We start from the raw sequence: 24,685 nt of genomic DNA, 5'->3' as shown, positions 1-24,685 counted from the left end.
CAGCAGCGCCGCCAGACCCCGTCCGACGGTTCGTAGGGCCTTCATGACAGCCTCCTCGACCAGACGCCGCGCCGGATGGTCAGCAGCGAGTACGGCAGCAGCCAGGACAGCACCAGCGACGACAGCAGGCTCATCAGCGGCCGGTACCGCCACCGAGTGGAGCGCGGGTTGTCCGCCTTGAAGGCCAGGCCCCACACGACGCCCTTGAGCAGGACGCCCCCCAGATACAGCCCGGTCAGGAACCACAGCCCGTGGAAGGGGGCCCAGACCAGATGGCGTACGGCCATCAGCGGCGCACACAGGACCCACAGGACGTGCCCGTAGAAGAGCACCGCCGGACCGAGCCCGCGCCGCCACATGAAGGTGCCCGTGAAGAACAGATTGCGGATGAAGCTCTTCTTCCAGCGCACCTGCTGCCGCATGAAGGGCCTGAATCTGGCCGGAACCGTCGTCCAGACCTTCGCGGACTGCACATAGCCGATACGCCACGGCAGTTCCGGGTGATTCCGCTCGGTGACGAAAGGGGAATCGGCGTACTGCGCCTTGAGTTTCCGCCCCTTCCATTTCTGGCCCAGGACGTATCCGGTGAGCTGCCGGTCGGTGGCGAACCGGAATTCACCGCCGAGGAAACGGTCACCGGCCCACGCGGGGAGGTAGTTGACGATCGCGTCCCGGCGGAACACGGCGAGCGGCCCGGACACGCACGAGACGGACCCGAAGGTCGCCTCCGCGGCCTTGGCGACCCGGAACTGGCCCTCGTACCAGACGTCCTGAGCCCTGGACAGCACGCTCTCGTCGGCGTTCAGCGCCCGGGCGTGGCCGCTGACGGCGCCCAGCTCCCGGTGCCGCACCAGCGCGGTCAGGCACCGCCCGAGCGCGTCGGGGGCGAGCACGCAGTCCGAGTCGGTGAAGGCGAGCACGTCCCCGTCCGCGAGCTCGGCGGCCCGGACCAGGGCGTGCTTCTTGCCGACGTTGCGGTCCAGGTAGAGCACCCGCAGCGGCAGTTCGCGCGCCAGGCGGCGCAGCACCGCGCGGGTGCCGTCGGTGGAGGCGTCGTCGACCACCACGATCTGCAGGTTCGGGTAGTCGCTCCCGGCCATCGACCGCACACATGCCTCGATGCCGTCCTCCTCGTCCTTGACGGCCACCAGGAAACTCACTCGTGGTCGCGCGGGCAGTTCGGGGAAGCGGTCCAGGTGACGCGGGCGCCTGCGCAGCGTCCGCCGGGACGGGTCGTCGTAGTGGCTGTAGGCGATGAACAGCATGGAGATGGTCACCGTCAGGACCAGGAAGCCGTATCCGAGCACCAGGGGTGCCTGGACCAGCCGGGGTGCCTCGTGGGCCAGGATCAGCAGCAGCGGGAGCAGCACGATCACCACGAGCAGGCGGCGCCCGGCGTGCCGTACGCCCGGGTCCATGCGGTCGGTCAGCGCCGTGAGGCGGGCCCGGCCGGGACGCGGCTCGCGCTGCCCGGGCACGAACGGGGAGGGCTCGGGCCCGCCGGGTGCGGCGGGCCGCTCGGCCTGGACGCTCATACCACCGCCCGGTGCTTGAAGTCCTGCAGCCGGTAGGTGGTGTCCAGTACCGGCATGTCGTCCCCGATCCACGACAGGTCCTGCCGCGGGTGCACGCCGTGGACCAGCACCAGGTCCCAGTCCCGCTCGCCGGGCTCGGGCTCGGACCGCAGCCGGCGCCCGCCCACCGACACCGACGGGATGAGCGGATCGGTGTACGCCACGTCGGCGCCGGCCTCGCCGAGGGCGGCCATGATCTCCAGGGACGGTGACTCCCGGAGGTCGGCCACCCCTGGTTTGTACGTCACCCCGACCACCAGCACACTGGCCGCGCGCAGCGGCACCCCCCGGTCGGCGAGGACGTCCCGGGCGCGCTGCAGCACCGCGTGCGGCCGGGTGGCGATCGCGGTCATCGCCGTGTCGATCAGCGGCGAGGCGACCCGCTTCTCGCGCAGCTGCCACAGCAGGTAGTGCGGGTCGCAGGGGATGCAGTGCCCGCCCACCCCGGGACCGGGGAAGAACGGCATGAACCCGTACGGCTTGGTGGCCGCCGCCTGGATGACCTCCAGGGCCTCCAGGCCCAACTCCCCGCAGATGGTGGCGAACTCGTTGGCCAGGGCGATGTTGACCGCGCGGAAGGTGTTCTCCAGCAGCTTGGTCATCTCGGCGGCCTCGGGCGAGAGCACCTCGTGCACCTCCGCGCCGGTACGCCGCAGTACGTCGGCGGCGCGCCGGGTGCACTCGGGACTCACTCCTCCGACCACCCGCGGGGTCGTGCTCTGGGTGTGTTCGGTGCTGCCCGGGTCGATGCGCTCCGGGGCGTAGGCCACGCTCAGGTCCTCGGGCACCCGCAGTCCGCGCTCCGCCAGCGGGCCCAGCAGCAGGTCCCGGGTGGTGCCGACGTAGCTGGTCGAGGTCAGCACGATGGTCTGCCCGGGGACGGCCTGGGCCGCGGCGGTGGCACAGGCACCCGACAAAGCCCGCAGGTCGGGTACGAGATGGTCGTCGACGGGAGTCGGGACGCAGATCAGGATCGCCTCGGCGGCACGCAGGGCCGTGGGGTCGGTGGTCAGGACGAACCGGTCGGCGCCCTGGCCGTCACCGGTGTGGACGCGCAGCCGGCGGTGGTCGTCCGGGACCAGATCGACGCGGCGTTCGCGGATGGCGTCCAGCCAGGCGGCGTCCACGTCGAGGCCTATGACCGTGAGCCCCGACTCCAGCAGAGCGAGAGCCGTCGGCAGCCCGACATAGCCGAGTCCGATGATGCCGACGACGGGCGGAGTGGAAAAAGACAAAGTGATCCCCCTGAAAAATGCCGCGAGCAGGCGGCAAAAAGGATTGAGAGGGCGCGCGCCGAGCCTCATTCCCCTGTTCCCCCGAGGCATTTTTCCGGTGTGCGCGCCGAGACCGCCGGCCTCCCCAGGCCTGCGGATTTTTATTCCGACGGTCCGACAGCCTGCCATGCCGTCGGACCGCGAGAGGGATTTTCAGTGAAGATCACGGAGGAGCTGGATCATCCTTGGCGAAGAGTTCGAAGAGAAACATTTCTTCGAACGCGAAAAAGGGCCGGTACCGGGGTTTTCCCGGTACCGGCCCTTGACATGTACGTCAGGAATGCTCCTTGAGTGCCTGCTCGATGGTGCGCATGACCTCGTCCAGCGGGGCGTCGGTGCGGGCGAGCGCGACCAGGACCTCGCCCTGGGTGGAGACCGTCGCGGCGGTCGGCGGCTGGGCGGTCGTGCCGCGGCCCGCCCCGATCCCGGTGCCGAAGGTCTTCTGCACGATCGCGAAGGCGTGGTCCAGCTGCGCCTCCACGTCCCCCTGCCCGCCGGCCCGGAGCCACCGCCGCAGCACATGGTTGTGCGCGGTGACCACGGCCGACGCTGCGACCTCCGCCAGGAGCGGATCGTCGTTCGCGTCGTCGGCGTGCGCGTGCTCGTCGAAGTGCCCGAGCAGATACCGCGTGAACAGCCGCTCATAGCGAGCCACCGAGGCGATCTCCGCCTCCCGCAACGTCGGCACCTCGCGTGTCAGCTTGTAGCGGGCGACCGAGATCTCCGGCCGGGCCGCGTACATCTTCATGACTTCCTTGATGCCGCGGCACACCGTGTCGAGCGGGTGCTCGTGCGCGGGGGCCGCGTTCAGCACGGCCTCCGCCCGGACCAGTGTGTCGTCGTGGTCGGGGAAGATCGCCTCTTCCTTGGAGCGGAAGTGGCGGAAGAAGGTGCGGCGGGCGACGCCGGCCGCGGCCGCGATCTCGTCGACGGTCGTCGCCTCGTACCCCTTGGTGGAGAACAGCTCCATCGCGGCGGCGGCCAGTTCTCGGCGCATCTTGAGCCGCTGGGCCGCGGCGCGACTGACCGCGGCACTCTCCGGCACGTCGGACGAGGCTGGTGTACGGGACGACTTGGCGGGCTGGGGCATGACCCGAACGTACTGCATGTGCGCAGGTTGGTGCGCGTGTCCGGGGTTTGTCCCGCCCGGGACCGGTCGGGCGCCGCCGGTCCCCGCGGGCGGGAGAGGACTGCCCGGATCGAGCAGTCCGCCCCAGTCCTCGCCGTCTGTGAACCAGTCGCCGCCGCGCTCAGCGGCGGGCATACTCGCGGAAGCCACGGCCGGTCTTGCGGCCGAGGCAGCCCGCGGCCACCAGGTGCTCCAGGAGCGGGGCCGGAGCCAGGCCCGGGTCACGGAACTCCCGGTGCAGGACCTTCTCGATCGCGAGAGAGACGTCCAGGCCGACGACGTCCAGCAGCTCGAAGGGGCCCATCGGGTAGCCGCCGCCCAGCTTCATCGCCGCGTCGATGTCGTCGAGGGACGCGTAGTGCTCCTGCACCATCTTGATCGCGTTGTTGAGGTACGGGAAGAGCAGGGCGTTCACGATGAAGCCCGCCCGGTCCCCGCAGTCGACCGCGTGCTTCCTGATCCTGACGCACACCTCGCGGACCGTGGCGTGGACGTCCTCGGCCGTCAGGACCGTGCGGACGACCTCGACCAGCTTCATCGCCGGCGCCGGGTTGAAGAAGTGCATCCCGATCACGTCCTGCGGACGCGAGGTGGCACGGGCGCAGGCGACGACGGGCAGCGAGGAGGTCGTGGTGGCCAGGACCGCGCCGGGCTTGCAGACCTTGTCCAGGGCCTGGAACAGCTGCTGCTTGATCTCCAGGTCCTCGGCGACGGCCTCGACGGCCAGGTCGACGTCCGCGAACGCCTCGTACGAACCCGCCGCGGTGATCCGGTCCAGGGTCTGCGCGGCCGCCTCGGCGGTCATGCGGCCCTTGTCGACAGAGCGCGAAAGAGACTTGCCGATACGGGACTTCGCCGTCTGCGCCTTCTCCTCGCTGCGGGCGGCGAGCACGACCTCGTACCCGGCCTTGGCGAAGACCTCCGCAATACCGGACGCCATGGTCCCGGAGCCCGCGACCCCGACGGAACGGACCTCGCGGCCCCCGGCCTGCGCGGAGTTCTCCGAGGGCGTCAGCGTGTCCGGCACGACCGTCGCGCTGCCCGGCGCCGCGTAGGTGTAGAAGCCGCGTCCCGACTTACGGCCGGTCAGGCCCGCCTCGCTGAGCTGCTTGAGGATCGGCGCGGGGGCGTGCAGCCGGTCGCGGGACTCGGCGTACATGGCCTCCAGGACCGTGCGCGCGGTGTCGACGCCGATCAGGTCGAGCAGGGCGAGCGGGCCCATGGGCAGGCCGCAGCCGAGCCGCATCGCCGCGTCGATGTCCTCACGGGAGGCGTACTTCGCCTCGTACATCGCGGCCGCCTGGTTGAGGTAGCCGAACAGCAGCCCGTCGGCGACGAAACCGGGCCGGTCGCCGACCGCGACGGGCTCCTTGCCGAGGTCGAGGGCGAGGTTGGTGACCGCGGTGACGGCCGTCGGCGCGGTGAGCACCGAGGAGACGACCTCGACCAGCTTCATCGCGGGCGCCGGGTTGAAGAAGTGCAGGCCCAGCACCCGCTCCGGGCGGGCCGAGTCGGCGGCCAGCCGGGTCACCGACAGGGCGTTGGTGCCGGTCGCGAGGATCGTCTCGGGCCGCACGATCCCGTCGAGTTCGCGGAAGATCTGGTGCTTGATCTCGTACGACTCCGGAGCCACCTCGATGACGAGGTCGGCGTCGGCCGCCGCGCGCAGGTCGGTGGAGGTGCGGACGCGGGCGAGGAGGTCCGCGCGCTCCTGCTCGGTGAGCCGGCCGCGCTCCACGCCACGGGCGGTCGCGTTCTCCAGGGCGGCGAGGGCCTTGGCGGCCTGCGCCTCGCTGATGTCGATGCCGACGACCTCGCGGCCGGCCCTGGCGAGGACCTCGGCGATACCGGTGCCCATGGTGCCGAGGCCGACGACGGCGATCGTCCTGAGCGGGGACAGAGAAGGGTCGGACAGGGGAGTGGCCATCGCGGAACTCCAGGAATGAGGGTGACGACTGGGAGCGCGACCCGGTACGCCGAGGGGCGCACCGGGTGCGTGAGGAACTGCTGAATGCGGGTGTTGCCGGGCTGCGAGCGCACACGCCCGGGCCGTCGTCGCGGACCTTGCACAGGCCCGGAGAACGGTGGAGCCGACCGGCCCTGTCCCAGGCCGGGTCGTACAGGTGGTACCTGAGGTACCGAACCGACTGCTCTCACGGCGGCTGCGTCACCAGGCCACCGCGAGGAGTTCCACGAGTGGGTAACTCGCTCGTCTGAGCTTAACCGGTGGGTAACGAGCGCGCCAGCCCCCGGATTTGTGATGTACGTCCCGCACCCCGGACCAGCCGCCTAACCTCGGGTTCATGGACGAAGAGTTGCGATCGCTCACGGAGCGCTTACGGCAGGAGTCGGGAGCGCCGGCCGCCGTCGACCGTCTGGTGGCGACGGAGGATCTGGACGAGCTGGCCGGAGTGCTCACCGAACCCGGACAGCCGCTGTGGGCCCGGGAGCTGGCCGCGTTCCGGCTGGGCCTCGCCGGGGACCGCCGGGCCTTCGAGTCGCTCGTCCTGCTGCTCAACCACCGCGATCCGCCGCGCTGCGCCGCCGCCGCGTACGCCCTCGCTCGGCTCGACGACCCGCGCACGGCTCGCGCGGCCGCCACCCTCGCCACCAACGAGCTGCGCGTCGCCTACGCCCTGCACCCGGTCCGGCTGCTGGCCGAACTGCGCGCCCCCGAGTCCGTCCCCGCCCTCATCACCACGCTGGAACGCCGACTGCGTCCGCACGACCCCTACCGCCGCGTGGCGCTCGCCTGCGTGGAGGGCCTCGGCACGCTGGCCGACGCCCGCGCCAGACCCGTACTGCACGAGGCTCTCGCGCATCCGTCGCTGGCGGAGGCGGCGGTGCACGCGCTCGCGCGGATTCCGAAGCAGCGGTGAGCTGTCAGGGGTTGAGGGTTCGCGCGTACCGCACCTCCGGCACCGGGATGCCGTCCGCCTCGAAGGGCTCCTCGGTGCCGTCGGCCTCGAAGCCCGCCCGCTCGTAGAAGCGGCGGGCACGGCTGTTGCCCTTGAGGACCCACAGGTACATGCGGTCGTGGCCCAAGGCCGTGCGGTTCCACAGGGCCTCCCGCAGCAGGGCGTGTCCGATGCCGGTGCCGTAGCGCCGGGGGTCGACGTAGACGGCGTACAACTCGGCGTCGGCGGTGCGGACTTCGCCGTCCCGGTACGGGCCGTGACAGGCCCAGCCCATGACCTCGCCGTCCCGCTCGGCCACGAGGTTCACCACTGTGCCGTCCCCCTGCCCGAAGCGGGCGCGGTGGCGCTCGGCGTCCCGCGCGACGCTCATCGCGTCGAGGTACGACTGCGGGATCAGACCCTGGTACGCGCTCTGCCAGCCGCGCACACGGATCTCCGCCACACGGTCGCAGTCGGCGAGCACCATCGGGCGGATGCGAAGGCGATCATCGTCCATGGCGGCACCCTAGGCATCCTCCGTCCGCTCCGGCCCCCGCATTATTCGGCGATCACCGCGAACGCCTCGATCTCCATCAGGAACTCCGGCCGCACCAGCGCCGCCACCTGGACCGCGGAGGCCGCCGGCAGCCGGTCGTCGGGTATGTGCTCGGCGCGGGCCGCGCGGATCGCCGGCAGGTGGGCCATGTCCGTGACGAAGTAGGTGAGTTTGACGACCTCGTCGAAGGTCGCTCCCGCGGCGGCCAGACAGCGGCGGAGGTTCTCGAAGACCTGGCGGGCCTGGGCGGCGGCGTCCCCGTCCCCGACGACCTTGCCGCCCTCGTCGACGGCGACCTGGCCCGAGACCGCCACGAAACGGCCGCGGCCCAGCACCACGTGGGAGTACTGGGCCGCGGGGGCGACCCCGTCCGGGGCGGGAATCCTGGTCAGCTCACTCATGCGTCCATGGTGGACCACGGCACTGACAACGCCCGCGCCCGGCGGAGCGTCAGACGCTCAGCCGCGGAAGCCGAGCAGCCCGTGCAGCGTCGCGCCGCGCGAGGACGTCGAGGCCGCCTTGGAGGTCAGAGGCTTCGGATCGGGCAGCGCCTGGCACACCGCGTCGGCCTCGCCGCCGCCCCGTGGCACCTTGCCGTCGGTCAGATACGCGGTCAGGTACTTGTCCAGGCACGTGTTCCCGCTCAGCGTGATGCCGTGGTTCCCGCCGCCCTGCTCGACGACGAGACTGGAGTCGGCCAGCAACCGGTGGACCGTGACACCGCCCTCGTACGGGGTGGCCGCGTCGTTCGTCGCCTGGAAGAGCAGTGTCGGCGGCAGCTTGCCGTTGGCGACGTTCACCGGGCTCAGCGACCTCGTGGGCCAGAACGCGCACGGTGCGTTGTACCAGGCGTTGTTCCAGGTCATGAACGGAGCCTTCTCGTACACGTCCCAGTTGTCCTTGCGCCACTGTCGCCAGTCGCGTGGCCAGGAGGCGTCACGGCACTGGACCGAGGTGTAGACGCTGTAGCCGTTGTCCCCGGACGCGTCCACGGCGCCGAAGTTCTCGTACACCTCGACCAGCGGGTCGGCGTTCTTGTCGTTCACGTACGCCGCGAACGCCTCGGCCAGGTAGGGCCAGTAGCCGTTGTAGTAGCCGCCCGGGATGTACGCGTCCTCCAGCTCGGAGGCGCCGACCTTGCCGTCCGCGGGCTTCTCGGCGAGGGCCGCGCGCATCGCGTACCACTTGGCCTCGATCTTCTCCGGGTCGGTGCCGAGCCTGTAGGTCGAGTCGTACGTGGCGATCCAGGCCATCAGCGCGCGGTGCCGGTCGTTGAAGGCGTAGTCCTGAGCGAGGTTGTCGTCGTACCAGACGCCGGTCGGGTCCACGATCGAGTCCAGGACCAGGCGGCGCACCCGGTGCGGGAAGAGCTTCGCGTAGACCGCGCCCAGGTAGGTGCCGTACGAGTAGCCGAAGTAGTTGATCCTCCTGGCGCCCAGGGCCTGACGGATCGAGTCCATGTCCTTCACGGCGTTGACCGTGTTGATGTACGGCAGGACGTCCGCGTACTTGCGACCACAGGCGGCGGCGAAGGACTTGGCGCGCTCCAGGTTGGCCTTCTCGATCGCGGGTGTGCTCGGCACGGAGTCGGGGCGCACCGGCTTGAAGTGGCCCGGCCTGCAGTTCAGGGCGGGTTTGCTCGCGCCCACGCCGCGCGGGTCGAAGCCGATGACGTCGTACTGCGCCGCGACCGCCTTGGGCAGGCTGGAGGCGATGAACCCGGCGAGGGTCAGACCGCTGCCACCGGGACCGCCGGGGTTGACCAGCAGCGGGCCTTGGTACTTCTTCGCGGTGTGCGGGACACGGGAGAGCGCAAGGGTGATCTGCTTCCCGCGCGGCTTCGCGTGGTCGAGCGGCACCTTGAGGGACGCGCACTGAAGCGTGGGGTAGTCGGCGGTGCCGCACTTCTTCCAGGTGGGTTTCGCGGCTGGAGCGGTCTGCGTGACGTGGGTGGGCTGCGGGGCGCTGGCGTCGGCGGGTACGGCGGTGAAGGTGCCCGCCACGACGACCGCGGCACCGCACAGCACGGCTGCGCGTTTTCTCATGGGGTCCTCCCAGGACGGAGGGTTCCGGACCGCGAGGGTCACGGTCCCTGCCGCATCGTCCCGGAAAGTACGCCCGGAAGAACGTGTTCTGATGATAGTTGACCCGATTGGGCAGTCCGATGCGCTCGAACGCTCTCAGATCAGCGTGAGTTGGGTCGGTTCGGACAGTGGCTCGACCTCGGGCTCCGGCTCCCGGATTTGCCGGGGCATCCCCGCGCCCGCGGGCCCGATGCCGTACTCCTGGGCCAGCTCATGTACCTGACGGGTGATCCGGCGCTGGTACCACTTGGGAGCGTAGGCGCCGTCCGCGTAGAGCCGCTCGTAACGGCGTACCAGATACGGGTGCTCCCGGTTCAGCCAGGCCATGAACCACTCCCGTGCCCCGGGCCGCAGATGCAGCACCAGCGGGGTGACCGAGGTGGCCCCCGCGGCGGCGATCGCGCGCACGGTGGCCCGCAGCTGCACGGGCCGGTCGCTCAGGAACGGGATCACCGGCGCCATCAGCACCCCGCACCCGATGCCGTGCTCGCCCAGCGTCCGTACGACGTCCAGGCGCCGCTCCGGAGCGGGCGTGCCCGGCTCCACCGTGCGCCACAGGTCCGGGTCGGTGAAGCCGACCGAGACCGAGATGCCGATGTCCGTCACCGCGGCGGCCTGCCGCAGCAGGTCGAGGTCGCGCAGGATCAGCGTGCCCTTGGTCAGGATCGAGAAGGGGTTCGCGTGGTCGCGCAGGGCGGCGAGGATGCCCGGCATCAGCCGGTAGCGGCCCTCCGCGCGCTGGTAGCAGTCGACGTTGGTGCCCATCGCTATGTGGTCGCCGGTCCAGCGGCGCGAGCCCAGCTGGCGGCGCAGCAGCTCGGGGGCGTTCACCTTGACCACGATCTGCGAGTCGAAGCCGAGACCGGTGTCCAGGTCGAGATAGCTGTGGGTCTTGCGGGCGAAGCAGTACACGCAGGCATGGGAGCAGCCGCGGTAGGGGTTCACCGTCCACTCGAAGGGCATGCGGGAGGCTCCCGGCACCCGGTTGATGATCGAACGGGCCCGGATCTCGTGGAACGTGATCCCGGCGAACTCGGGTGTGTCGAAAGTACGGCTGACCACCGCGTCGGCGCCGAAGAGGGCGGCGTCGGCCCGTCCGTGTTCGGCGGACTCGGTGAGGTTCTCCCAGCGCATGAGGCCTCCTCGGTAGCACTGCCCTCCGAGTGAAACACTTGTTCGAATTCCTTGGCAACCCCGATTTGGGCGGCCGTGGGCGGGGGTGGTTGGCTTGCTCCAAGCCCGAGAACTTGAAGTCCTGGAGGAAGTCGATGGCGCAGGTCGAGGCCACTACGGAGCGGATCGTCGCGGCGGACGCGGAGAAGGTGTTCGACGCCGTCGCCGACTACACCGGCACGCGGTCGAAGGTGCTGCCCGAGCAGTTCAGCGAGTACGAGGTGTGCGAGGGCGGCGACGGCGAGGGCACCCTCGTCCACTGGAAGCTCCAGGCCACCAGCAAGCGCGTGCGCGACTGCCTCCTGGAGGTCACCGAGCCCACCGACGGCGAGCTCGTCGAGAAGGACCGCAACTCCTCCATGGTCACCACCTGGCGGGTCACCCCGGCCGGTGAGGGCAAGTCACGCGTCGTCGTGACCACCACCTGGCAGGGCGCCGGCGGCATCGGCGGCTTCTTCGAGAAGACCTTCGCCCCCAAGGGGCTCGGCCGGATCTACGACTCCCTCCTCGACCGGCTCGCCACCGAGGTCGAGAAGTAAGTCCCCCGCGCCGGGCGGAGGTTGATCTCGGTCACCGGATCGAGTGGATCTCCGTACGGCCCCCCGGCGTGCCGTAACTCGTCACGCTTGCTCGTAGTTGTCGCCTTATGCGGGAAATGCGTGGCAGGCGTGACGAGGGGAACGGGACATGGGCGTGACGACTGCGCCGCACGAGGAGCGGGTCGAAGCGCCCCCGGAGGCTCCCGCCCCCACCGGTGAACTCGGCCCGCGCCGGGTGCGGTTGATCTTCTTCGGGCTGATGCTCGCGCTGCTCCTCGCCGCGCTGGAGCAGATGATCGTCGCCACCGCGCTCCCGAAGATCGTCGGTGAGCTGCACGGCCTGGACCGGATGTCCTGGGCGATCACCGCCTACCTGCTCACCGCCACCATCGGCCTGCCGGTCTACGGCAAGCTCGGCGACCTGCTCGGCCGCAAGGGCGTCTTCCAGTTCGCGATCCTCGTCTTCGTCGCCGGTTCCGCGTTGGCCGGACGGGCCGCGACCATGGACCAGTTGATCGCTTTCCGTGCGGTGCAGGGCGTCGGCGCGGGCGGCCTCATGATCGGCGTGCAGGCGATCATCGCCGACATCGTGCCGCCCCGGCAGCGCGGCCGCTTCATGGGCCTGATCGGCGCCGCCTTCGGACTCGCCTCCGTCGCGGGCCCGCTGCTCGGCGGGTACTTCACCGACCACCTCTCCTGGCGGTGGTGCTTCTACGTCAACGTGCCCTTCGGCCTGCTGACCCTGGTCGTCGTCACCGCCGTACTGAAGCTTCCCAAGCCGCGGGTGAGGCCACGGTTCGACGTGCTCGGCGCCCTGCTGCTCGCCGCCGCCTCCACCTGCCTGGTGCTGCTCACCAGCTGGGGCGGCACCGAGTACGCCTGGGACTCACGGGTCGTCCTCGGCCTCGGGGCCGGAGCGGTGGCATCCACCGTCCTCTTCCTGGTCGCCGAGCACTTCGCCGCCGAACCCCTCATCCCGCTCCGGCTGTTCAGGGACTCCGTCTTCACCGTCACCGGCCTGGTGGGCCTGGTGATCGGCGTCGCGCTCTTCGGAGCCGCCAGCTATCTGCCGACCTTCCTCCAGATGGTCGACGGCGCCAGCGCCACCGAGTCCGGCCTGTTGATGCTGCCCATGATGGCCGGCATCGTCGGCGCCTCCGTCGGCGCCGGACAACTCATCAGCCGCACCGGCCGCTACCGGAGCTGGCCGATCCTCGGCAGCGCCCTGTCCGTCGTCGGCATGTGGCTGCTGTCCCGGCTCGAAGTCGACACGCCCCGGCTGCAGTACAGCATCTGGATGGCCGTCCTCGGTGCCGGGATCGGCATGGTGATGCCGGTGCTGATCCTCGCCGTGCAGAACTCCGTCCGCCCGGCCGACCTCGGCACCGCCACCAGCGCCAACAACTACTTCCGGCAGATCGGCGGGAGCGTCGGAGCGGCGATCTTCGGCACCCTCTTCGCCGACCGGCTCGCCGACTCGCTCCGACAGCGGCTCCCGGCGGCGGAAGGGCTCCCCGATCCCGAGTCCATCACCCCGCAGCTCGTCCACGCCCTGCCCCCGGCGCTCCGCGACGACTACATCCGCGCCTACGCCGACGCCATGCCGAGGATCTTCCTCTACCTCGTGCCGGTGCTCGTCCTCGGCCTGCTGATCGCCTGCTTCCTCAAGGAGAAACCGCTGGTGTCGCACGCTGCCGACACGGAGACCGCCCCGGTCCCGCAGGTTCTCCCGCACCCTCCGGGCGAGGGGACCCCCATCTCGCTGCGCTCGCCGCGCACCGCCGCGGCCCCCGTGTGCGGCGCGGTGCAGCGCGCCGACGGGAACGTCGTGCCCCGGGCCGCCCTCACCCTGATCGACGCGGCCGGAGCGCAGACCGGGCGCGGTGCCAGCGGCGAGGACGGGCGGTTCGCGCTGTCCACGCCCGGCCCGGGGGCGTACGTCCTCATCGCCGCCGCGAGCGGGCACCAGCCGCAGGCCGTCGCCGTCACGATCGGCGAGCGCCCCGTAGAACTGGACATCGTCCTCGGCGGCGCCGGACGGCTCACGGGCCGTGTGACTACCGACGGCACACCCGTACCGGACGCCACCGTCACCCTCACCGACGCGCACGGTGAGGTGGTGGCCACCACCCGCAGCGGACCTGAGGGCTCCTACGTCATCACCGAGCTGGTCGCGGGGGAGTACACCCTCGCCGCCGGCGCACCCGCGTTCCGGCCCGCCGCGCTCCCCGTCTCCGTCCGGGCCGCCCGCGAGACCCGCCAGGACGTCGAACTCGCGGGCGGCGCGGTACTGCGCGGAACGGTGCGGACCGGTGGCGGACGGTCCGTCGAGGACGCGCGCGTGACGCTCCTGGACGTCGCCGGCAACGTGCTGGACTCCCTCACGACCGACCCCGACGGAAGCTTCCGGTTCGTCGACCTGTCCCGCGGCGAGTACACCGTCATCGCCGCCGGCTACCCGCCGGTCGCCACCGTCCTCCAGGTGGCCGGGGGCGGCCGGACGGAGCTGGATCTCCAGCTCGGACACGACTGACGGCGCGTCAGCGCGGGGGTGTGCGCCGGGGCTTTCCGGTCCGGGCCAATTCCCACATTGCCGCCCACCGTGACCGACCGGCGCCGTACGGTGGAGCAGGCGGCACAGATCTTGCGGAGAGAGGGCTGGGCCATGGACCGTGGCACCGAGAGGGGCGCACCTCCCAGCCGCGGGGCTGGGAGCAGCGCGGCGGACGGACCCGCCGCGGCCGGACGTGTCCCGCTGGCCGTGGTCGTGGTGGACCGCGACGGCCTGGTCTCGCACTGGAGCCGGGGCGCCGGCAGGTTGTTCGGCGTCGGCAAGGAGGAGGCCATCGGCCGCTCGGCGGCCGACCTGCTGCCCGTCTCCGGAGCACTCCCCGTCGCGGAGGACACCCCGCCCTACGCCGGGTACGCGGCATACGACGGACTCGGGCCCGACCTCGAGTCCTCCCTCGACAGCGGGCTGTCCTACCCGGCCGCCGGGCGCGCCCGGCTCACCGCGCCCGGCGCGGACCGTGTCGACGTCCTGTGGTGGGCCTACCCGCTGGTGGGCCCCGGCAGGGAACGGCTGCTGGTCCTGGCCGCCGACGCGGGCGGACTCCACCAGGACCTCGACCAGGACCTCGATCTGGACGAGGGCGGCAGGGGAGTGGAGCGGATCGCACCCGTCTTCGCCCTGCACACCGACTTCCCCGGCGCCGACGAACTCGCCCGCAGGCTGCCCGAGATCCTGCCCAGCATGAGCGTCGGGGAGAGCGCCCGCATCGTCGCGCAGATACTCGAACTGGGCTATCCCGTGCTGGAGTTCAGCCAGAACGACCGGGTGCCCGTCACCCCCGACTGGGGCGTGCCCCGGCGTGCCGAGCGCAGGGCCCGCCGCGAGCGGGCGGCCCGGGCGGTCGCGGCGGGCCTGCCGCTGCCGCAGGACGAACCGGACGAGGGCGAGGACCTCGAGTACGTCGCCGTACGCGAGCGTCTGGAGTTCCTCAACGAGGTCAGCGGGAAGATCGGCACCTCCCTCGACCTGGCGCAGACCATCGTCGAGGTCAGTCGCGCCGTCGTGCCCCGCTTCACCGACGTCGCCGGCACCTATCTGCGCGAACAGGTCGTCGCCGGCGAGGGATTCCCCGACGGCGTGCCGGACACCACGACCATGTGGCACCGGGTGGCGCTGGAGCACACCGACGAACCCGGCCGCTGGGACGACGTGGTGCCGGTAGGCGAGGCCATGCCGTTCCCCGCCCACACCCCGTTCTTCCAGTGCATGACCACCGGTGAGCCCGTCCTCGTGCCGCGCATCAGCGAACAGATGGGGCACGCGATCGCCTCGCAGTTCGAGAAGCGGGACATCAGGCCGCTGATCACCAGCCGCTCCATGCTCGTCGTACCGCTGAAGGCCCGCAACGTGGTCCTCGGGTTCATGATCCTCCTGCGGCACCCCGAGCGCGTGGAGTTCAACGACATGGACCGGGTCACCGGCGCCGAACTCGCCGCCCGCGCGGGCCTCGTGCTCGACAACGCGCGCATGTACACCTTCCAGGAGTCCGTCGCCGAGACCCTCCAGGACAGCATGCTGCCGCACATCCCGGCGCGCATGGCGGGCTGCGACATCGCCACCCGCTATCTGCCGGGCACGCTCCTCGGCCGGGTCGGTGGCGACTGGTTCGACTCCGTGAAACTGCCCGGCGCGCGGACGGCTCTGGTTGTCGGGGACGTCATGGGGCACGGGCTCAACTCGGCCGCCATGATGGGCCAGTTGCGTACGGCCGTGCAGACCATGGCCGCGCTCGACCTGCCGCCCGCCCAGCTGCTGCGCAACCTCGACGACCTCGCCCAGCGACTCGGCGACACCTACCTCGCGACCTGTCTCTACGCCGTCTACGACCCGATCGCGAGCGAGCTCCACATCGCCAACGCGGGGCACATTCCGCCGGTGATCGTGCGGGCCGGGGACGGGCGCAGTGAACTGCTCGACCTGCCCACCGGGGCGCCCATCGGCGTCGGCGGGGTGCCCTTCGAGGCGGTACGCGTGCGCGTGGAGCCCGGAGACCGGCTGCTGATGTGCACCGACGGGCTGGTGGAGGTGCGGGGCGAGGACATCGGGGTGGGTCTCGCGACGCTCACCGAGTCCGCCGCGCATCCGGCCGCCTCCATGGACGACGCCTGCGACGCGATCATCCGCGCGCTGAACCCGCGCGGTGGCCGCAAGGACGACGTGGCGCTGCTCATGGCCCGACTCAACGGCATCGAACCGGACGCCGTCGCCGAGTGGCGGATCTCCCTCGATCCGGTCGAGGTGGGGCGGGCCCGGGCAGTGGTGCGTGAGCAGCTGCACGACTGGGGGCTGGCGAAGCTGGCCGACGGCGCGGAGCTCATGGTGAGCGAGCTGGTGACCAATGCGGTGCGGCACTCCCACAGCCGTCCCGTCCAGCTGCGGCTCGTACGGGGGGACACCTTGCTGTGCGAGGTGGACGACGACGATCATGACCTGCCGAACCTGCTGAGTGCGGGCCCCACCGACGAGCGAGGGCGGGGACTCAGGGTGGTCAGCACGCTCGCCCGGGAGTGGGGCGCGAGTCGTACGAAGGCAGGGAAGACCGTCTGGTTCGAACTGACCCTGCCGCGTCGCTGAGGGGCGCCTGCGGTTGCGTGTCCGTCGAACTCACAGTGAAGGAATGCGCCATGCGCTTGTCCGCGTGACCTTGGCGCGATACACCGTACTGGCCCGTCAGTGTGGCGGGTTTGTGTCGCATCCTGGGGAGTTGGGCATGAGCGTGACTGGTCGGTACCGGGAGTCCTGGGAGGGCTTCTGGCGGGAGGCCCCGGGGCGGCAGGGGGCCGTCTTCTGGGACGCGGAGCCGGTGTTGACCGCCGGAGTCCACCTTGCCCACTTCGAGCCGCTCCTGGTCGACCCCGGGCTGCCCCTCGTGGACCTGGGCTGCGGGAACGGCACCCAGAGCCGTTTCCTCGCCGCGCACTTCACCCAGGTCATCGGCGTCGACCTGTCGCCCGCCGCCCTCGACCGCGCCCGCGACGCGGACCCCGAAGGACAGGTGACGTACCGGCTGCTGGACGCCTCCGACAAGCGCGAGCCGGAGAACCTGCACGCCGAACTCGGGGACACCAACGTCTACATGCGGGGCGTACTGCACCAGGCCGCGCCCGAGGACCGGCAGCAGTTGGTCGACGGGATCGCCACACTCGTCGGGGAGCGCGGCCGGGCCTTCCTCGTCGAGCTCTCCGAGGCCGCCAAGGCCATCCTGATGGGCCTGGCGCAGGGCCCCGACGGACCGCCCGCCAAGCTCGCGCCCATCTTCCGGCACGGCATCGCCCCCGGTGAGGTCGCCGACGAGGCGGTGCCCGTGTACCTCGGGGCTGCCGGGCTGACGATCGTGGCGAGCGGGGACCTGCCGCTCATCACCACCGAGTACCGGGCCGACGGCACCCGGATCGAACTGCCGTCGAAGTGGTGGGTGGTGGGCCGCACCGCCTGACGGCCCGGAGGTGAAGGCGTCCTATCGGCGTACCTGGGAGGGCACCCCGCCCGTGACGGGCGGGGTCTTCCGGAACGCCCACTCCATTCGTGGCTCCATCACACACCGGAAGACCCGCCGCACGGGAGCGGTGCACAGCACGGTCACCACGGCACCGGCGACGAGCGTGACGGCGATCTCGCCGAGCGGGGTGTGCGGCCAGCGGTGACCGGCCCAGTCGAAGTGCTTGCCGGCCTGGACGACGAAACCGTGCAGCAGATAGCCGTAGAGCGTGCCCGCGCCCAGGGTCGTGAACCACATCCGGCGCCCCGGCACCCAGGACAGGAAACAGGCGACCAGGACGAGCGAGCAGCCGAAGAGGGCGAGCGTCATCGGCGGCCCGTACCAGGCGGGCACCCCGAAGTCCTCGGCGGCGTCGCGGTGGAAGAACCAGGCGTAGTCCATGCGCGGGACCGCCCAGTACGAGAACACCACCGCGGCCGCGAAGACCGGCACCGCGAGCAGCCGCACCCGCCACTGCCGCACCAGCGAGAAGTGCTCGGGGCGCAGACACAGGCCGAGTACGAAGTACGGCAGGAACTGCAGGGTGCGTTGGAGGTCGAGGTCGTCGCCGATGGACGGGCTGAGCGTGGCGAGCGCGGCGATCGTGAGGGCGATCGGCAGCGGCCACCGCACGGCGCGCCAGATCGGCGTCGTCAGCCGCCAGATGAACAGGGCGGCCAGGAACCAGGTCAGATACAGCGGGTTCAGGAGGCTGATCGCCCGGTCCGGGACACCGTCCGACCACCGGGTGAAATAGGTGTACGCCGTCTCGAACACGACGTAAGGGACGACGACCCCGGTGACCAGCCGCTTGATCTTCGCCGGACTCGCGTCGAACGAGCGGGAGAAGTAGCCCGAGACGATGATGAACGCGGGCATGTGGAAGGCGTAGACGATCGTGTAGAGCGCGGTGACGGCACGGCTGTCGGAGCGCAGCGGCTCCCAGGCGTGCCCCATGGCCACCAGCACGATCGCCAGGTACTTGGCGTTGTCGAAGAACGCGTCGCGCTGTTTCGGGTGTCCGGGCGGGTTCTTCGGCGCGGTGGTCGCCGCCGTCCGCCGTGCCTGCGACCGGACGGGCTGTGCGGTGTCGCTCACTCTTCTCCTTGACTGTCTCCTGTGGAACACGCGAGGGAGGACAGTCGTCTTCTGTGCGTTGCCGGGGCGGCAGGGGTGAGCCGCATTCGGCTCGCCTCACCATTCGCGGGCGACGTAAACCTCCGGGACGCGTAACGTGGCGCACCATGAAGATCCTGATCAGCGCCGACATGGAGGGCGCCACCGGCGTGACCTGGCCGGCCGACGTGCTGCCCGGCACACCGCAGTGGGAGCGCTGCCGGTCGATGTTCACCTCGGACGTGAACGCCGCCGTGCTGGGCTTCTTCGACGGGGGAGCCGACGAGGTGCTCGTCAACGAGGCCCACTGGACCATGCGCAACCTGCTCCTGGAGCGGCTCGACGAGCGCGCGCAGCTGCTCACCGGGCGGCACAAGTCGCTGTCCATGGTCGAGGGCGTCCAGCACGGTGACGTCGACGGCATCGCGTTCCTCGGCTACCACGCGGGCGCGGGCCAGGAGGGCGTCCTCGCCCACACCTACCTCGCCAACTCCATCACCGGGGTGTGGCTGAACGACGTCCCCGCGAGCGAGGGGTACCTCAACGCGCAGGTGGTGGCCGAGTACGGCGTCCCCGTCGTCCTGGTCACCGGAGACGACGTGGCCTGCGAGGACGCCCTCGGCTACGCCCCCGAGGCGCTGAAGGTCGCCGTCAAGGACCATGTCTCGCGGTACGCGGCCGTGTGCCGTACGCCGGCCCGCACCGCCGCCGACATCCGGGCCGCGGCCAAGGAGTCCGTACAGCTGGCGGTCCGTCAGGAACCCGTACAGGCGGGGCCGTTCACGATCGCCGTCGAGTTCGACGCCGAGCACCTCGCGATGGCCGCCACCGTGGTGCCGGGTGTGGAGCGGATCGGGGTGCGGAAGGTGGCTTACACGAACGAGACCATGTACGGGGGAATCCGTACCTTCAAGGCGGTCACCACCATCGTCTCGGCCGCCGTGGAGGAGCAGTATGGCTGACCTGCAGGCACTGGACGAGGTCGTCCGGTTCACCTCCGACCTCATCCGCATCGACACCACCAACCGGGGCGGCGGCGACTGCCGGGAGCGCCCCGCCGCCGAGTACGCGGCCGAGCAGCTGGCCGGGGCGGGCCTGGAACCCCTGATGCTGGAGCGCACCGAGGGCCGTACGAACGTCGTCGCCCGTATCGAGGGCTCCGACCCGTCGGCGGACGCCCTGCTCGTCCACGGTCATCTGGACGTGGTGCCCGCCGAGGCCGCCGACTGGAGCGTGCACCCCTTTTCCGGGGAGGTCCGCGACGGGGTCGTCTGGGGGCGCGGCGCGGTCGACATGAAGAACATGGACGCGATGATCCTGGCCGTCGTGCGGTCCTGGGCGCGGCAGGGCGTACGGCCCCGGCGGGACCTCGTGATCGCCTTCACCGCGGACGAGGAGGCCAGCGCCGTGGACGGCTCCGGGTTCCTCGCCGACAAGCACCCGGAGCTCTTCGAGGGCTGCACGGAGGGGATCAGCGAGTCCGGCGCCTTCACCTTCCACGACGGCGGCGGACGGCAGATCTACCCCATCGCTGCGGGCGAGCGCGGCACGGGCTGGCTCAAGCTCACCGCGCGCGGCCGCGCCGGGCACGGCTCCAAGGTCAACAAGGAGAACGCGGTCACCCGGCTCGCGGCCGCCGTCACCCGTATCGGCGAGCACGAGTGGCCGCTCAGGCTCACCCCGACCGTCAGCGCGGCCCTCTCCGAACTCGCCGCGCTCTACGGCATCGAGACGGACCTCACCGACGTGGACCGCCTGCTGGAGAAGCTGGGCCCCGCCGCCAAGCTGGTCGAGGCGACCGTGCGCAACAGCGCCAACCCGACCATGCTGGAGGCCGGTTACAAGCTCAACGTGATCCCGGGGGAGGCCGTGGCCTACGTCGACGGCCGTTATCTGCCCGGCGGCGAGGACGAGTTCCGTGCGACCCTGGACCTGCTCACCGGCCCGGACGTGGACTGGGAGTTCAGCCATCGCGAGGTCGCCCTCCAGGCGCCGGTCGACTCACCGACGTACGCCACCATGCGTGCCGCCGTCGAGGAGTTCGCGCCCGAGGGACACGTGGTGCCGTACTGCATGTCCGGCGGCACGGACGCCAAGCAGTTCTCCCGCCTGGGCATCACCGGGTACGGGTTCGCGCCGCTGAAGCTCCCGGAGGGCTTCGACTACCAGGCGCTCTTCCACGGGGTCGACGAGCGCGTCCCCGTCGAGGCGCTGCACTTCGGCGTACGGGTACTCGACCGCTTCCTGCGAACGGCCTGAGCAAGTGGGGGAGAACGTGCAGACGTCGGCATACGGTTCCTGGTCCTCGCCCATCGACGCGGCGCTGGCGGCCGCGCACGACGGACACCCAGAATGGCTGGGCTTCGTCGGGGACGAGGTGTGGTGGACCGAACCCCGGCCCACCGAGGGCGGTCGCCGCACCCTGGTGCGCAGACACGCCGACGGGACCGAGGAGTCGGTGCTGCCCGCGCCCTGGAACGTGCGCAGCCGGGTCATCGAGTACGGCGGCCACCCCTGGGCCGGCGCGGTGGTGGCCGGCGAACCGCTCGTCGTGTTCGTGCACTTCGCCGACCAGCGGCTGTACCGGTACGAGCCCGGCGGCGAGCCGCGTCCCCTCACGCCCGTCTCACCGGTGGGCGGCGGACTGCGCTGGGCGGAGCCCCAGTTGAGACCCGAGCTCGGTGAAGTGTGGTGCGTCCTGGAGGAGTTCACCGGCGACGGTCCCACCGACGTCCGCCGGGTCCTGGCCGCCGTGCCGCTGGACGGCTCGGCCGTGCAGGACCGGGACGCGGTGCGTGAACTCACCGACGACCGCCACCGGTTCGTCACCGGGCCCCGTCTCTCGCCCGACGGCTCGCGCGCGGCCTGGCTCGCCTGGGACCACCCGCGGATGCCCTGGGACGGCACGGAGCTGATCGTCGCCGAGGTCCACGAGGGCACGCTCCGGGAGCCCCGCACGGTGGCCGGCGGTCCGGAGGAGTCCATCGCGCAGGCCGACTGGTCGTCCGACGGGCAGCTCCTGTACGCGAGCGATCGCACCGGCTGGTGGAACCTCTACCGCGACGGAGAGCAACTCTGCCCGCGCGAGGAGGAGTTCGGCGGCGCCCTGTGGAAGCTCGGCCACCGCTGGTTCGCCCCGCTGGACGGCGGACTGATCGCCGTCGTGCACGGCACCGGCTCGACCGCGCTCGGCATCCTGGACCCCGAGACGGGTGAACTCGTCGACGCGGCCGGTCCCTGGACCGAGTTCGCGCCCACCCTCGCCGTGCACGGCGAACGGGTCGTCGCCGTGGGTGCCAGTCCGCGCACCGCCTACGAGGTCGTGGAACTGGACACCCGCACGGGCCGGGCCCGGGTGATCGGAGCCGAGCACGACGACCCGGTCGACCCCGTGCACTACCCCGAGCCCCTGATCCGCGTCTTCACCGGCCCGGACGGCCGGGACATCCACGCCCACGTCTACCCGCCGCACCACCCCGGCTACCGGGCGCCGGGCGAGGAGCTGCCGCCCTACGTCGTCTGGGCGCACGGCGGCCCCACCGGCCGCGCACCCCTCGTGCTCGATCTCTCGATCGCCTACTTCACCTCGCGCGGCATCGGTGTCGCCGAAGTCAACTACGGCGGCTCGACCGGGTACGGGCGGGAGTACCGCAACCGGCTGCGCGAGCAGTGGGGCGTGGTCGACGTCGAGGACTGCGCGGCCGTCGCGCTCGCCCTCGCCGACGAGGGCACCGCCGACCGCGACCGGCTCGCGGTCCGCGGCGGCAGCGCGGGCGGCTGGACCGCAGCCGCCTCGCTCACCATGACCGACGTCTACGCCTGCGGCACCATCGTCTACCCGATCCTCGACCTGGCCGGCTGGGGCACCGGAGAGACCCATGACTTCGAGTCCCAGTACCTGGAGAGCCTGGTCGGACCGCTCGCCGAGGTCCCCGGACGGTACGTGGAACGCTCGCCCGTCGAGCACGCCGACCGGATCACCGCGCCCTTCCTGCTGCTCCAGGGCCTGGACGACGTGATCTGCCCGCCCGCGCAGTGCGAGCGGTTCCTCGCCCGGATCGCCGGCCGGCAGGTGCCGCACGCCTACCTGGCCTTCGAGGGGGAGGGGCACGGGTTCCGCCGCGCGGACACGATGATCCGCGCACTGGAGGCCGAACTCTCCCTGTACGCCCAGGTGTTCGGGCTGAACCCGCCCGGCGTCCCGACATTGGAGCTCACCAGGTGAAGCAAATCGTACGCCCGTCCAGGCTCGCGCCCGGAGCCCGCGTGGCCGTGGTCGCGCCGAGCGGGCCTGTGGTGGAGGAACGGCTCCAGGCCGGGCTCGACCTCCTGCGCGGCTGGGACCTCGACCCGGTGGTCGCCCCGCATGTCCTGGACACACACGGCGAGTTGGGCTATCTGGCGGGATCCGACGCCGATCGCGCCGCCGACCTCCAGCAGGCCTGGTGCGACCCCTCCGTGGACGCGGTGCTGTGCGCCAGGGGCGGTTACGGTGCCCAGCGAATGATCGACCTGCTGGACTGGGAGGCGATGCGGGCCGCCGGACCGAAGGTCTTCGTCGGCTTCAGCGACGTCACCTCGCTGCACCAGGCGTTCGCCACCCGGGCGGGACTGGTCACGCTGTACGGGCCGGCCGCCGCCGGAGCCGACTTCGTCAAGAACACCGTCGCGCAGGAGCATCTGAGGGCCACCCTGTTCGCTCCGGAGACCGTCCGCGTCCTCACCTCCCGGGGCGCCATACTGGCCCCCGGCAGGGCCCGCGGGGTCACGCTGGGCGGCTGCCTCAGCCTGCTCGCCTCCGACCTGGGCACGCGGCACGCCCGCACCGGGGCCGGGGACGGGCTGCTGCTGATCGAGGACGTGGGGGAGCAGGCGTACCGCGTCGACCGCATGCTGACACAACTCCTGCGCACCGGCTGGCTGGACGGCGTCCAGGGGATCGCCCTCGGCTCCTGGGCCGGGTGCGGACCGTACGGCCCGCTGCGAGCCGTCCTCGCCGACCGGCTCGGCGGTCTCGGCGTGCCCGTCGTGGAGGAGTTCGGATTCGGGCACTGCGAGGGGGCACTGACCATGCCGTTCGGTGTGTCCGCCGAACTCGACGCGGACACGGGCACGTTGACACTCGACGAACCCGCTCTGCGCTGAACGGGTCGTCGTAGGGTGACAGGATGCCGCACACCGCATCCCGCTATCTCGCCGAAGGCCCCCGCGTGGGCCTGCGTCACTTCACCTACGAGGACGCCGCCGAGTTCACCGCCCGGGCCAGGGAGAGCAAGGAACTCCACCAGCCGTGGCTGTTCCCGCCGGACAGTGAGAGCGCGTATCTCGCCTACGCCGGCCGGCTGATCGAGGACTCGACCAAGGCGGGGTTCCTGGTCTGCGAGAAGGACGGGGAGCGCGGCGAGGGGGCCATCGCCGGGTTCATCAACATCAACAACATCGTCGAGGGCGGCTTCCGGTGCGGTGCCCTCGGCTACGGCGTCTTCGCGCACGCCGCCGGGCGCGGGCTGATGCGCGAGGGGCTGAACCTCGTGGTCGACCACGCCTTCGGCCCGATGCGGCTGCACCGGCTCGAGATCAACGCACAGCCCGGCAACACCGCTTCCCTCGCCCTCGCCCGCAGCTGCGGCTTCCGGCTGGAGGGGTTCTCCCCGAAGATGATCTACATCGACGGGGACTGGCGGGACCACGAGCGGTGGGCGATCACCGCCGAGATGCGGGCTTCCGGTTGATCTTCATGGTGTCGAGGTCGGTGACCGTCGACTTCAGGACGCCGAAGCCGTAGCCGAGCTCCCGCAGGGCCGTCTCCGCGCGGTCCTCGGCGACCGCGCCCGCCATCTCCTCGCCGTCCGCCGCGTCCGACACCACCACGTACCGCATCGAGAAGTGCTTCAGCGGCACCGGCTCGTACGACAGCGAGCCCTCCTCGGAGAACCGCATGCTCGCCATGCCGTGATCCGCCGCCTCGGCGAGCAGCCGGGCACGGGCCTCCTCGGTGAGCCCCTCCCACGTGCCGCGGACGATCACCCGGTAGGTGTGCTGCTCGCTCACTGTCGCTCCCTCGCGTACCTCCGTGGACCGGCCGACTGTACGTCGGCGAGGACGATCCGCATGCGGAATATCGTCGTGCTGGACGCCCTCTCCAACCTCGGCCTGCGCCCGCCCGCCCCCGGCACGGTCCCCGGCTGCTACAAGCCGGCCGGAGCCCTGCGCGAGCAGCGGATCGTGCAGGGGCTGCACGCCGCCCTGGAGGGCGGCGTGGTGGTGCCGCCGCGCTACGAACGCAGTGACCA

At 71.2% G+C, this 24,685-nt stretch carries 20 protein-coding genes and 1 pseudogene; 11 read left to right on the top strand and 10 right to left on the bottom strand.

What is annotated here, in order from left to right; genetic code table 11:
- Positions 1 to 41: 41 nt before the first annotated feature.
- The 4 genes from ABZT93_RS20310 to ABZT93_RS20295 form a co-directional block, all read right to left on the bottom strand.
- Positions 42 to 1,535: a glycosyltransferase gene (locus tag ABZT93_RS20310; RefSeq protein ID WP_356106226.1), complete on the bottom strand. Its 1,494-nt coding sequence runs from the start codon at positions 1,533 to 1,535 to the stop codon at positions 42 to 44.
- On the bottom strand, positions 1,532 to 2,809 hold the full coding sequence (locus ABZT93_RS20305; protein ID WP_356106224.1) for a nucleotide sugar dehydrogenase: 1,278 nt from the start codon (positions 2,807 to 2,809) through the stop codon (positions 1,532 to 1,534). Before ABZT93_RS20305 ends, ABZT93_RS20310 begins: the two co-directional genes overlap by 4 nt.
- A gap of 313 nt (positions 2,810 to 3,122) precedes the next feature.
- Positions 3,123 to 3,956, bottom strand: a complete 834-nt coding sequence (locus ABZT93_RS20300) for a TetR family transcriptional regulator (RefSeq protein WP_356106222.1) — start codon at positions 3,954 to 3,956, stop codon at positions 3,123 to 3,125.
- Between the two features lie 142 nt (positions 3,957 to 4,098).
- The gene (locus ABZT93_RS20295) at positions 4,099 to 5,904 is read right to left on the bottom strand and encodes a 3-hydroxybutyryl-CoA dehydrogenase (protein WP_356106220.1); all 1,806 of its coding nucleotides are present in this window, start codon (positions 5,902 to 5,904) and stop codon (positions 4,099 to 4,101) included.
- A 376-nt stretch (positions 5,905 to 6,280) separates the two neighbouring features.
- Here ABZT93_RS20295 and ABZT93_RS20290 point away from each other — a divergent pair, with 376 nt between their 5' ends.
- Positions 6,281 to 6,856 carry an adenylosuccinate lyase gene (locus ABZT93_RS20290; RefSeq protein WP_356106218.1) on the top strand — a complete coding sequence of 192 codons (576 nt, stop codon included), beginning with the start codon at positions 6,281 to 6,283 and terminating at the stop codon, positions 6,854 to 6,856.
- A 4-nt stretch (positions 6,857 to 6,860) separates the two neighbouring features.
- On the opposite strand, the gene ABZT93_RS20285 is transcribed toward ABZT93_RS20290, so the two are convergent.
- From ABZT93_RS20285 to ABZT93_RS20270, 4 genes are all read right to left on the bottom strand, one after another.
- Entirely contained in the window at positions 6,861 to 7,391 is a 531-nt protein-coding gene (locus ABZT93_RS20285; RefSeq protein WP_356106217.1) for a GNAT family N-acetyltransferase, read from the bottom strand.
- 41 nt (positions 7,392 to 7,432) lie between these two features.
- The gene (locus ABZT93_RS20280) at positions 7,433 to 7,831 is read right to left on the bottom strand and encodes a RidA family protein (protein ID WP_356106215.1); all 399 of its coding nucleotides are present in this window, start codon (positions 7,829 to 7,831) and stop codon (positions 7,433 to 7,435) included.
- Positions 7,832 to 7,888: 57 nt separating this feature from the next.
- Complete coding sequence (locus ABZT93_RS20275) at positions 7,889 to 9,475, bottom strand: alpha/beta hydrolase (protein ID WP_356106213.1); 1,587 nt, start codon at positions 9,473 to 9,475, stop codon at positions 7,889 to 7,891.
- Between the two features lie 135 nt (positions 9,476 to 9,610).
- On the bottom strand, positions 9,611 to 10,648 hold the full coding sequence (locus tag ABZT93_RS20270; protein ID WP_356106211.1) for an Rv2578c family radical SAM protein: 1,038 nt from the start codon (positions 10,646 to 10,648) through the stop codon (positions 9,611 to 9,613).
- A gap of 134 nt (positions 10,649 to 10,782) precedes the next feature.
- Here ABZT93_RS20270 and ABZT93_RS20265 point away from each other — a divergent pair, with 134 nt between their 5' ends.
- The 4 genes from ABZT93_RS20265 to ABZT93_RS20250 all read left to right on the top strand — a co-directional run bounded on the left by ABZT93_RS20265 (position 10,783) and on the right by ABZT93_RS20250 (position 17,234).
- A complete protein-coding gene (locus tag ABZT93_RS20265) occupies positions 10,783 to 11,226 on the top strand; it encodes an SRPBCC family protein (RefSeq protein ID WP_356106209.1) in 444 nt (147 codons plus the stop codon).
- 148 nt (positions 11,227 to 11,374) lie between these two features.
- Complete coding sequence (locus tag ABZT93_RS20260; RefSeq protein ID WP_356106207.1) at positions 11,375 to 13,759, top strand: MFS transporter; 2,385 nt, start codon at positions 11,375 to 11,377, stop codon at positions 13,757 to 13,759.
- A gap of 132 nt (positions 13,760 to 13,891) precedes the next feature.
- Positions 13,892 to 16,372 carry a SpoIIE family protein phosphatase gene (locus ABZT93_RS20255; protein WP_356106205.1) on the top strand — a complete coding sequence of 827 codons (2,481 nt, stop codon included), beginning with the start codon at positions 13,892 to 13,894 and terminating at the stop codon, positions 16,370 to 16,372.
- A gap of 136 nt (positions 16,373 to 16,508) precedes the next feature.
- Positions 16,509 to 17,234, top strand: coding sequence for a class I SAM-dependent methyltransferase (locus ABZT93_RS20250; protein WP_356106203.1), 726 nt, complete (start codon positions 16,509 to 16,511; stop codon positions 17,232 to 17,234).
- A 21-nt stretch (positions 17,235 to 17,255) separates the two neighbouring features.
- Here the strand turns inward: ABZT93_RS20250 and ABZT93_RS20245 are convergent, their stop codons facing one another.
- Positions 17,256 to 18,374, bottom strand: a complete 1,119-nt coding sequence (locus ABZT93_RS20245; protein ID WP_356106201.1) for an acyltransferase family protein — start codon at positions 18,372 to 18,374, stop codon at positions 17,256 to 17,258.
- Positions 18,375 to 18,520: 146 nt separating this feature from the next.
- Here ABZT93_RS20245 and ABZT93_RS20240 point away from each other — a divergent pair, with 146 nt between their 5' ends.
- From ABZT93_RS20240 to ABZT93_RS20220, 5 genes are read left to right on the top strand one after another with little or no spacing between them, the layout of a single operon-like run.
- Positions 18,521 to 19,354: a M55 family metallopeptidase gene (locus tag ABZT93_RS20240; protein ID WP_356106200.1), complete on the top strand. Its 834-nt coding sequence runs from the start codon at positions 18,521 to 18,523 to the stop codon at positions 19,352 to 19,354.
- Positions 19,347 to 20,651, top strand: a complete 1,305-nt coding sequence (locus ABZT93_RS20235) for a M20/M25/M40 family metallo-hydrolase (RefSeq protein ID WP_356106198.1) — start codon at positions 19,347 to 19,349, stop codon at positions 20,649 to 20,651. Before ABZT93_RS20240 ends, ABZT93_RS20235 begins: the two co-directional genes overlap by 8 nt.
- 16 nt (positions 20,652 to 20,667) lie before the next feature.
- The gene (locus ABZT93_RS20230; RefSeq protein WP_356106196.1) at positions 20,668 to 22,617 is read left to right on the top strand and encodes an LpqB family beta-propeller domain-containing protein; all 1,950 of its coding nucleotides are present in this window, start codon (positions 20,668 to 20,670) and stop codon (positions 22,615 to 22,617) included.
- Complete coding sequence (locus ABZT93_RS20225) at positions 22,614 to 23,537, top strand: LD-carboxypeptidase (protein WP_356106194.1); 924 nt, start codon at positions 22,614 to 22,616, stop codon at positions 23,535 to 23,537. The genes ABZT93_RS20230 and ABZT93_RS20225 overlap by 4 nt, the downstream gene beginning before the upstream one ends.
- Positions 23,538 to 23,560: 23 nt before the next feature.
- Positions 23,561 to 24,124, top strand: a complete 564-nt coding sequence (locus ABZT93_RS20220) for a GNAT family protein (RefSeq protein WP_356106192.1) — start codon at positions 23,561 to 23,563, stop codon at positions 24,122 to 24,124.
- Here the strand turns inward: ABZT93_RS20220 and ABZT93_RS20215 are convergent.
- On the bottom strand, positions 24,096 to 24,443 hold the full coding sequence (locus ABZT93_RS20215) for a DUF6204 family protein (RefSeq protein ID WP_356106190.1): 348 nt from the start codon (positions 24,441 to 24,443) through the stop codon (positions 24,096 to 24,098). The genes ABZT93_RS20220 and ABZT93_RS20215 overlap by 29 nt on opposite strands.
- A gap of 60 nt (positions 24,444 to 24,503) precedes the next feature.
- Here ABZT93_RS20215 and ABZT93_RS20210 point away from each other — a divergent pair.
- Positions 24,504 to 24,677 (top strand): annotated as a pseudogene (locus ABZT93_RS20210) (arginase family protein); the annotation flags it as partial.
- Positions 24,678 to 24,685: the final 8 nt, after the last annotated feature.

It is taken from the genome of Streptomyces sp. NPDC005303, from assembly GCF_040607335.1.
Taxonomy (GTDB): Bacteria; Actinomycetota; Actinomycetes; order Streptomycetales; family Streptomycetaceae; genus Streptomyces.
This window is presented reverse-complemented; position numbering and strand designations above follow the sequence as displayed.

Excerpts from the sequence above, each read along its gene's own strand:
- ABZT93_RS20255 (WP_356106205.1), top strand. The coding sequence starts at position 13,892 with ATGGACCGTGGCACCGAGAGGGGCGCACCTCCCAGCCGCGGGGCTGGG.
- ABZT93_RS20250 (WP_356106203.1), top strand. The coding sequence starts at position 16,509 with ATGAGCGTGACTGGTCGGTACCGGGAGTCCTGGGAGGGCTTCTGGCGG.
- ABZT93_RS20275 (WP_356106213.1), bottom strand. The coding sequence starts at position 9,475 with ATGAGAAAACGCGCAGCCGTGCTGTGCGGTGCCGCGGTCGTCGTGGCG.
- ABZT93_RS20270 (WP_356106211.1), bottom strand. The coding sequence starts at position 10,648 with ATGCGCTGGGAGAACCTCACCGAGTCCGCCGAACACGGACGGGCCGAC.
- ABZT93_RS20310 (WP_356106226.1), bottom strand. The coding sequence starts at position 1,535 with ATGAGCGTCCAGGCCGAGCGGCCCGCCGCACCCGGCGGGCCCGAGCCC.
- ABZT93_RS20265 (WP_356106209.1), top strand. The coding sequence starts at position 10,783 with ATGGCGCAGGTCGAGGCCACTACGGAGCGGATCGTCGCGGCGGACGCG.
- ABZT93_RS20300 (WP_356106222.1), bottom strand. The coding sequence starts at position 3,956 with ATGCAGTACGTTCGGGTCATGCCCCAGCCCGCCAAGTCGTCCCGTACA.
- ABZT93_RS20220 (WP_356106192.1), top strand. The coding sequence starts at position 23,561 with ATGCCGCACACCGCATCCCGCTATCTCGCCGAAGGCCCCCGCGTGGGC.
- ABZT93_RS20290 (WP_356106218.1), top strand. The coding sequence starts at position 6,281 with ATGGACGAAGAGTTGCGATCGCTCACGGAGCGCTTACGGCAGGAGTCG.
- ABZT93_RS20240 (WP_356106200.1), top strand. The coding sequence starts at position 18,521 with ATGAAGATCCTGATCAGCGCCGACATGGAGGGCGCCACCGGCGTGACC.
- ABZT93_RS20280 (WP_356106215.1), bottom strand. The coding sequence starts at position 7,831 with ATGAGTGAGCTGACCAGGATTCCCGCCCCGGACGGGGTCGCCCCCGCG.
- ABZT93_RS20235 (WP_356106198.1), top strand. The coding sequence starts at position 19,347 with ATGGCTGACCTGCAGGCACTGGACGAGGTCGTCCGGTTCACCTCCGAC.
- ABZT93_RS20260 (WP_356106207.1), top strand. The coding sequence starts at position 11,375 with ATGGGCGTGACGACTGCGCCGCACGAGGAGCGGGTCGAAGCGCCCCCG.
- ABZT93_RS20295 (WP_356106220.1), bottom strand. The coding sequence starts at position 5,904 with ATGGCCACTCCCCTGTCCGACCCTTCTCTGTCCCCGCTCAGGACGATC.
- ABZT93_RS20285 (WP_356106217.1), bottom strand. The coding sequence starts at position 7,391 with ATGGACGATGATCGCCTTCGCATCCGCCCGATGGTGCTCGCCGACTGC.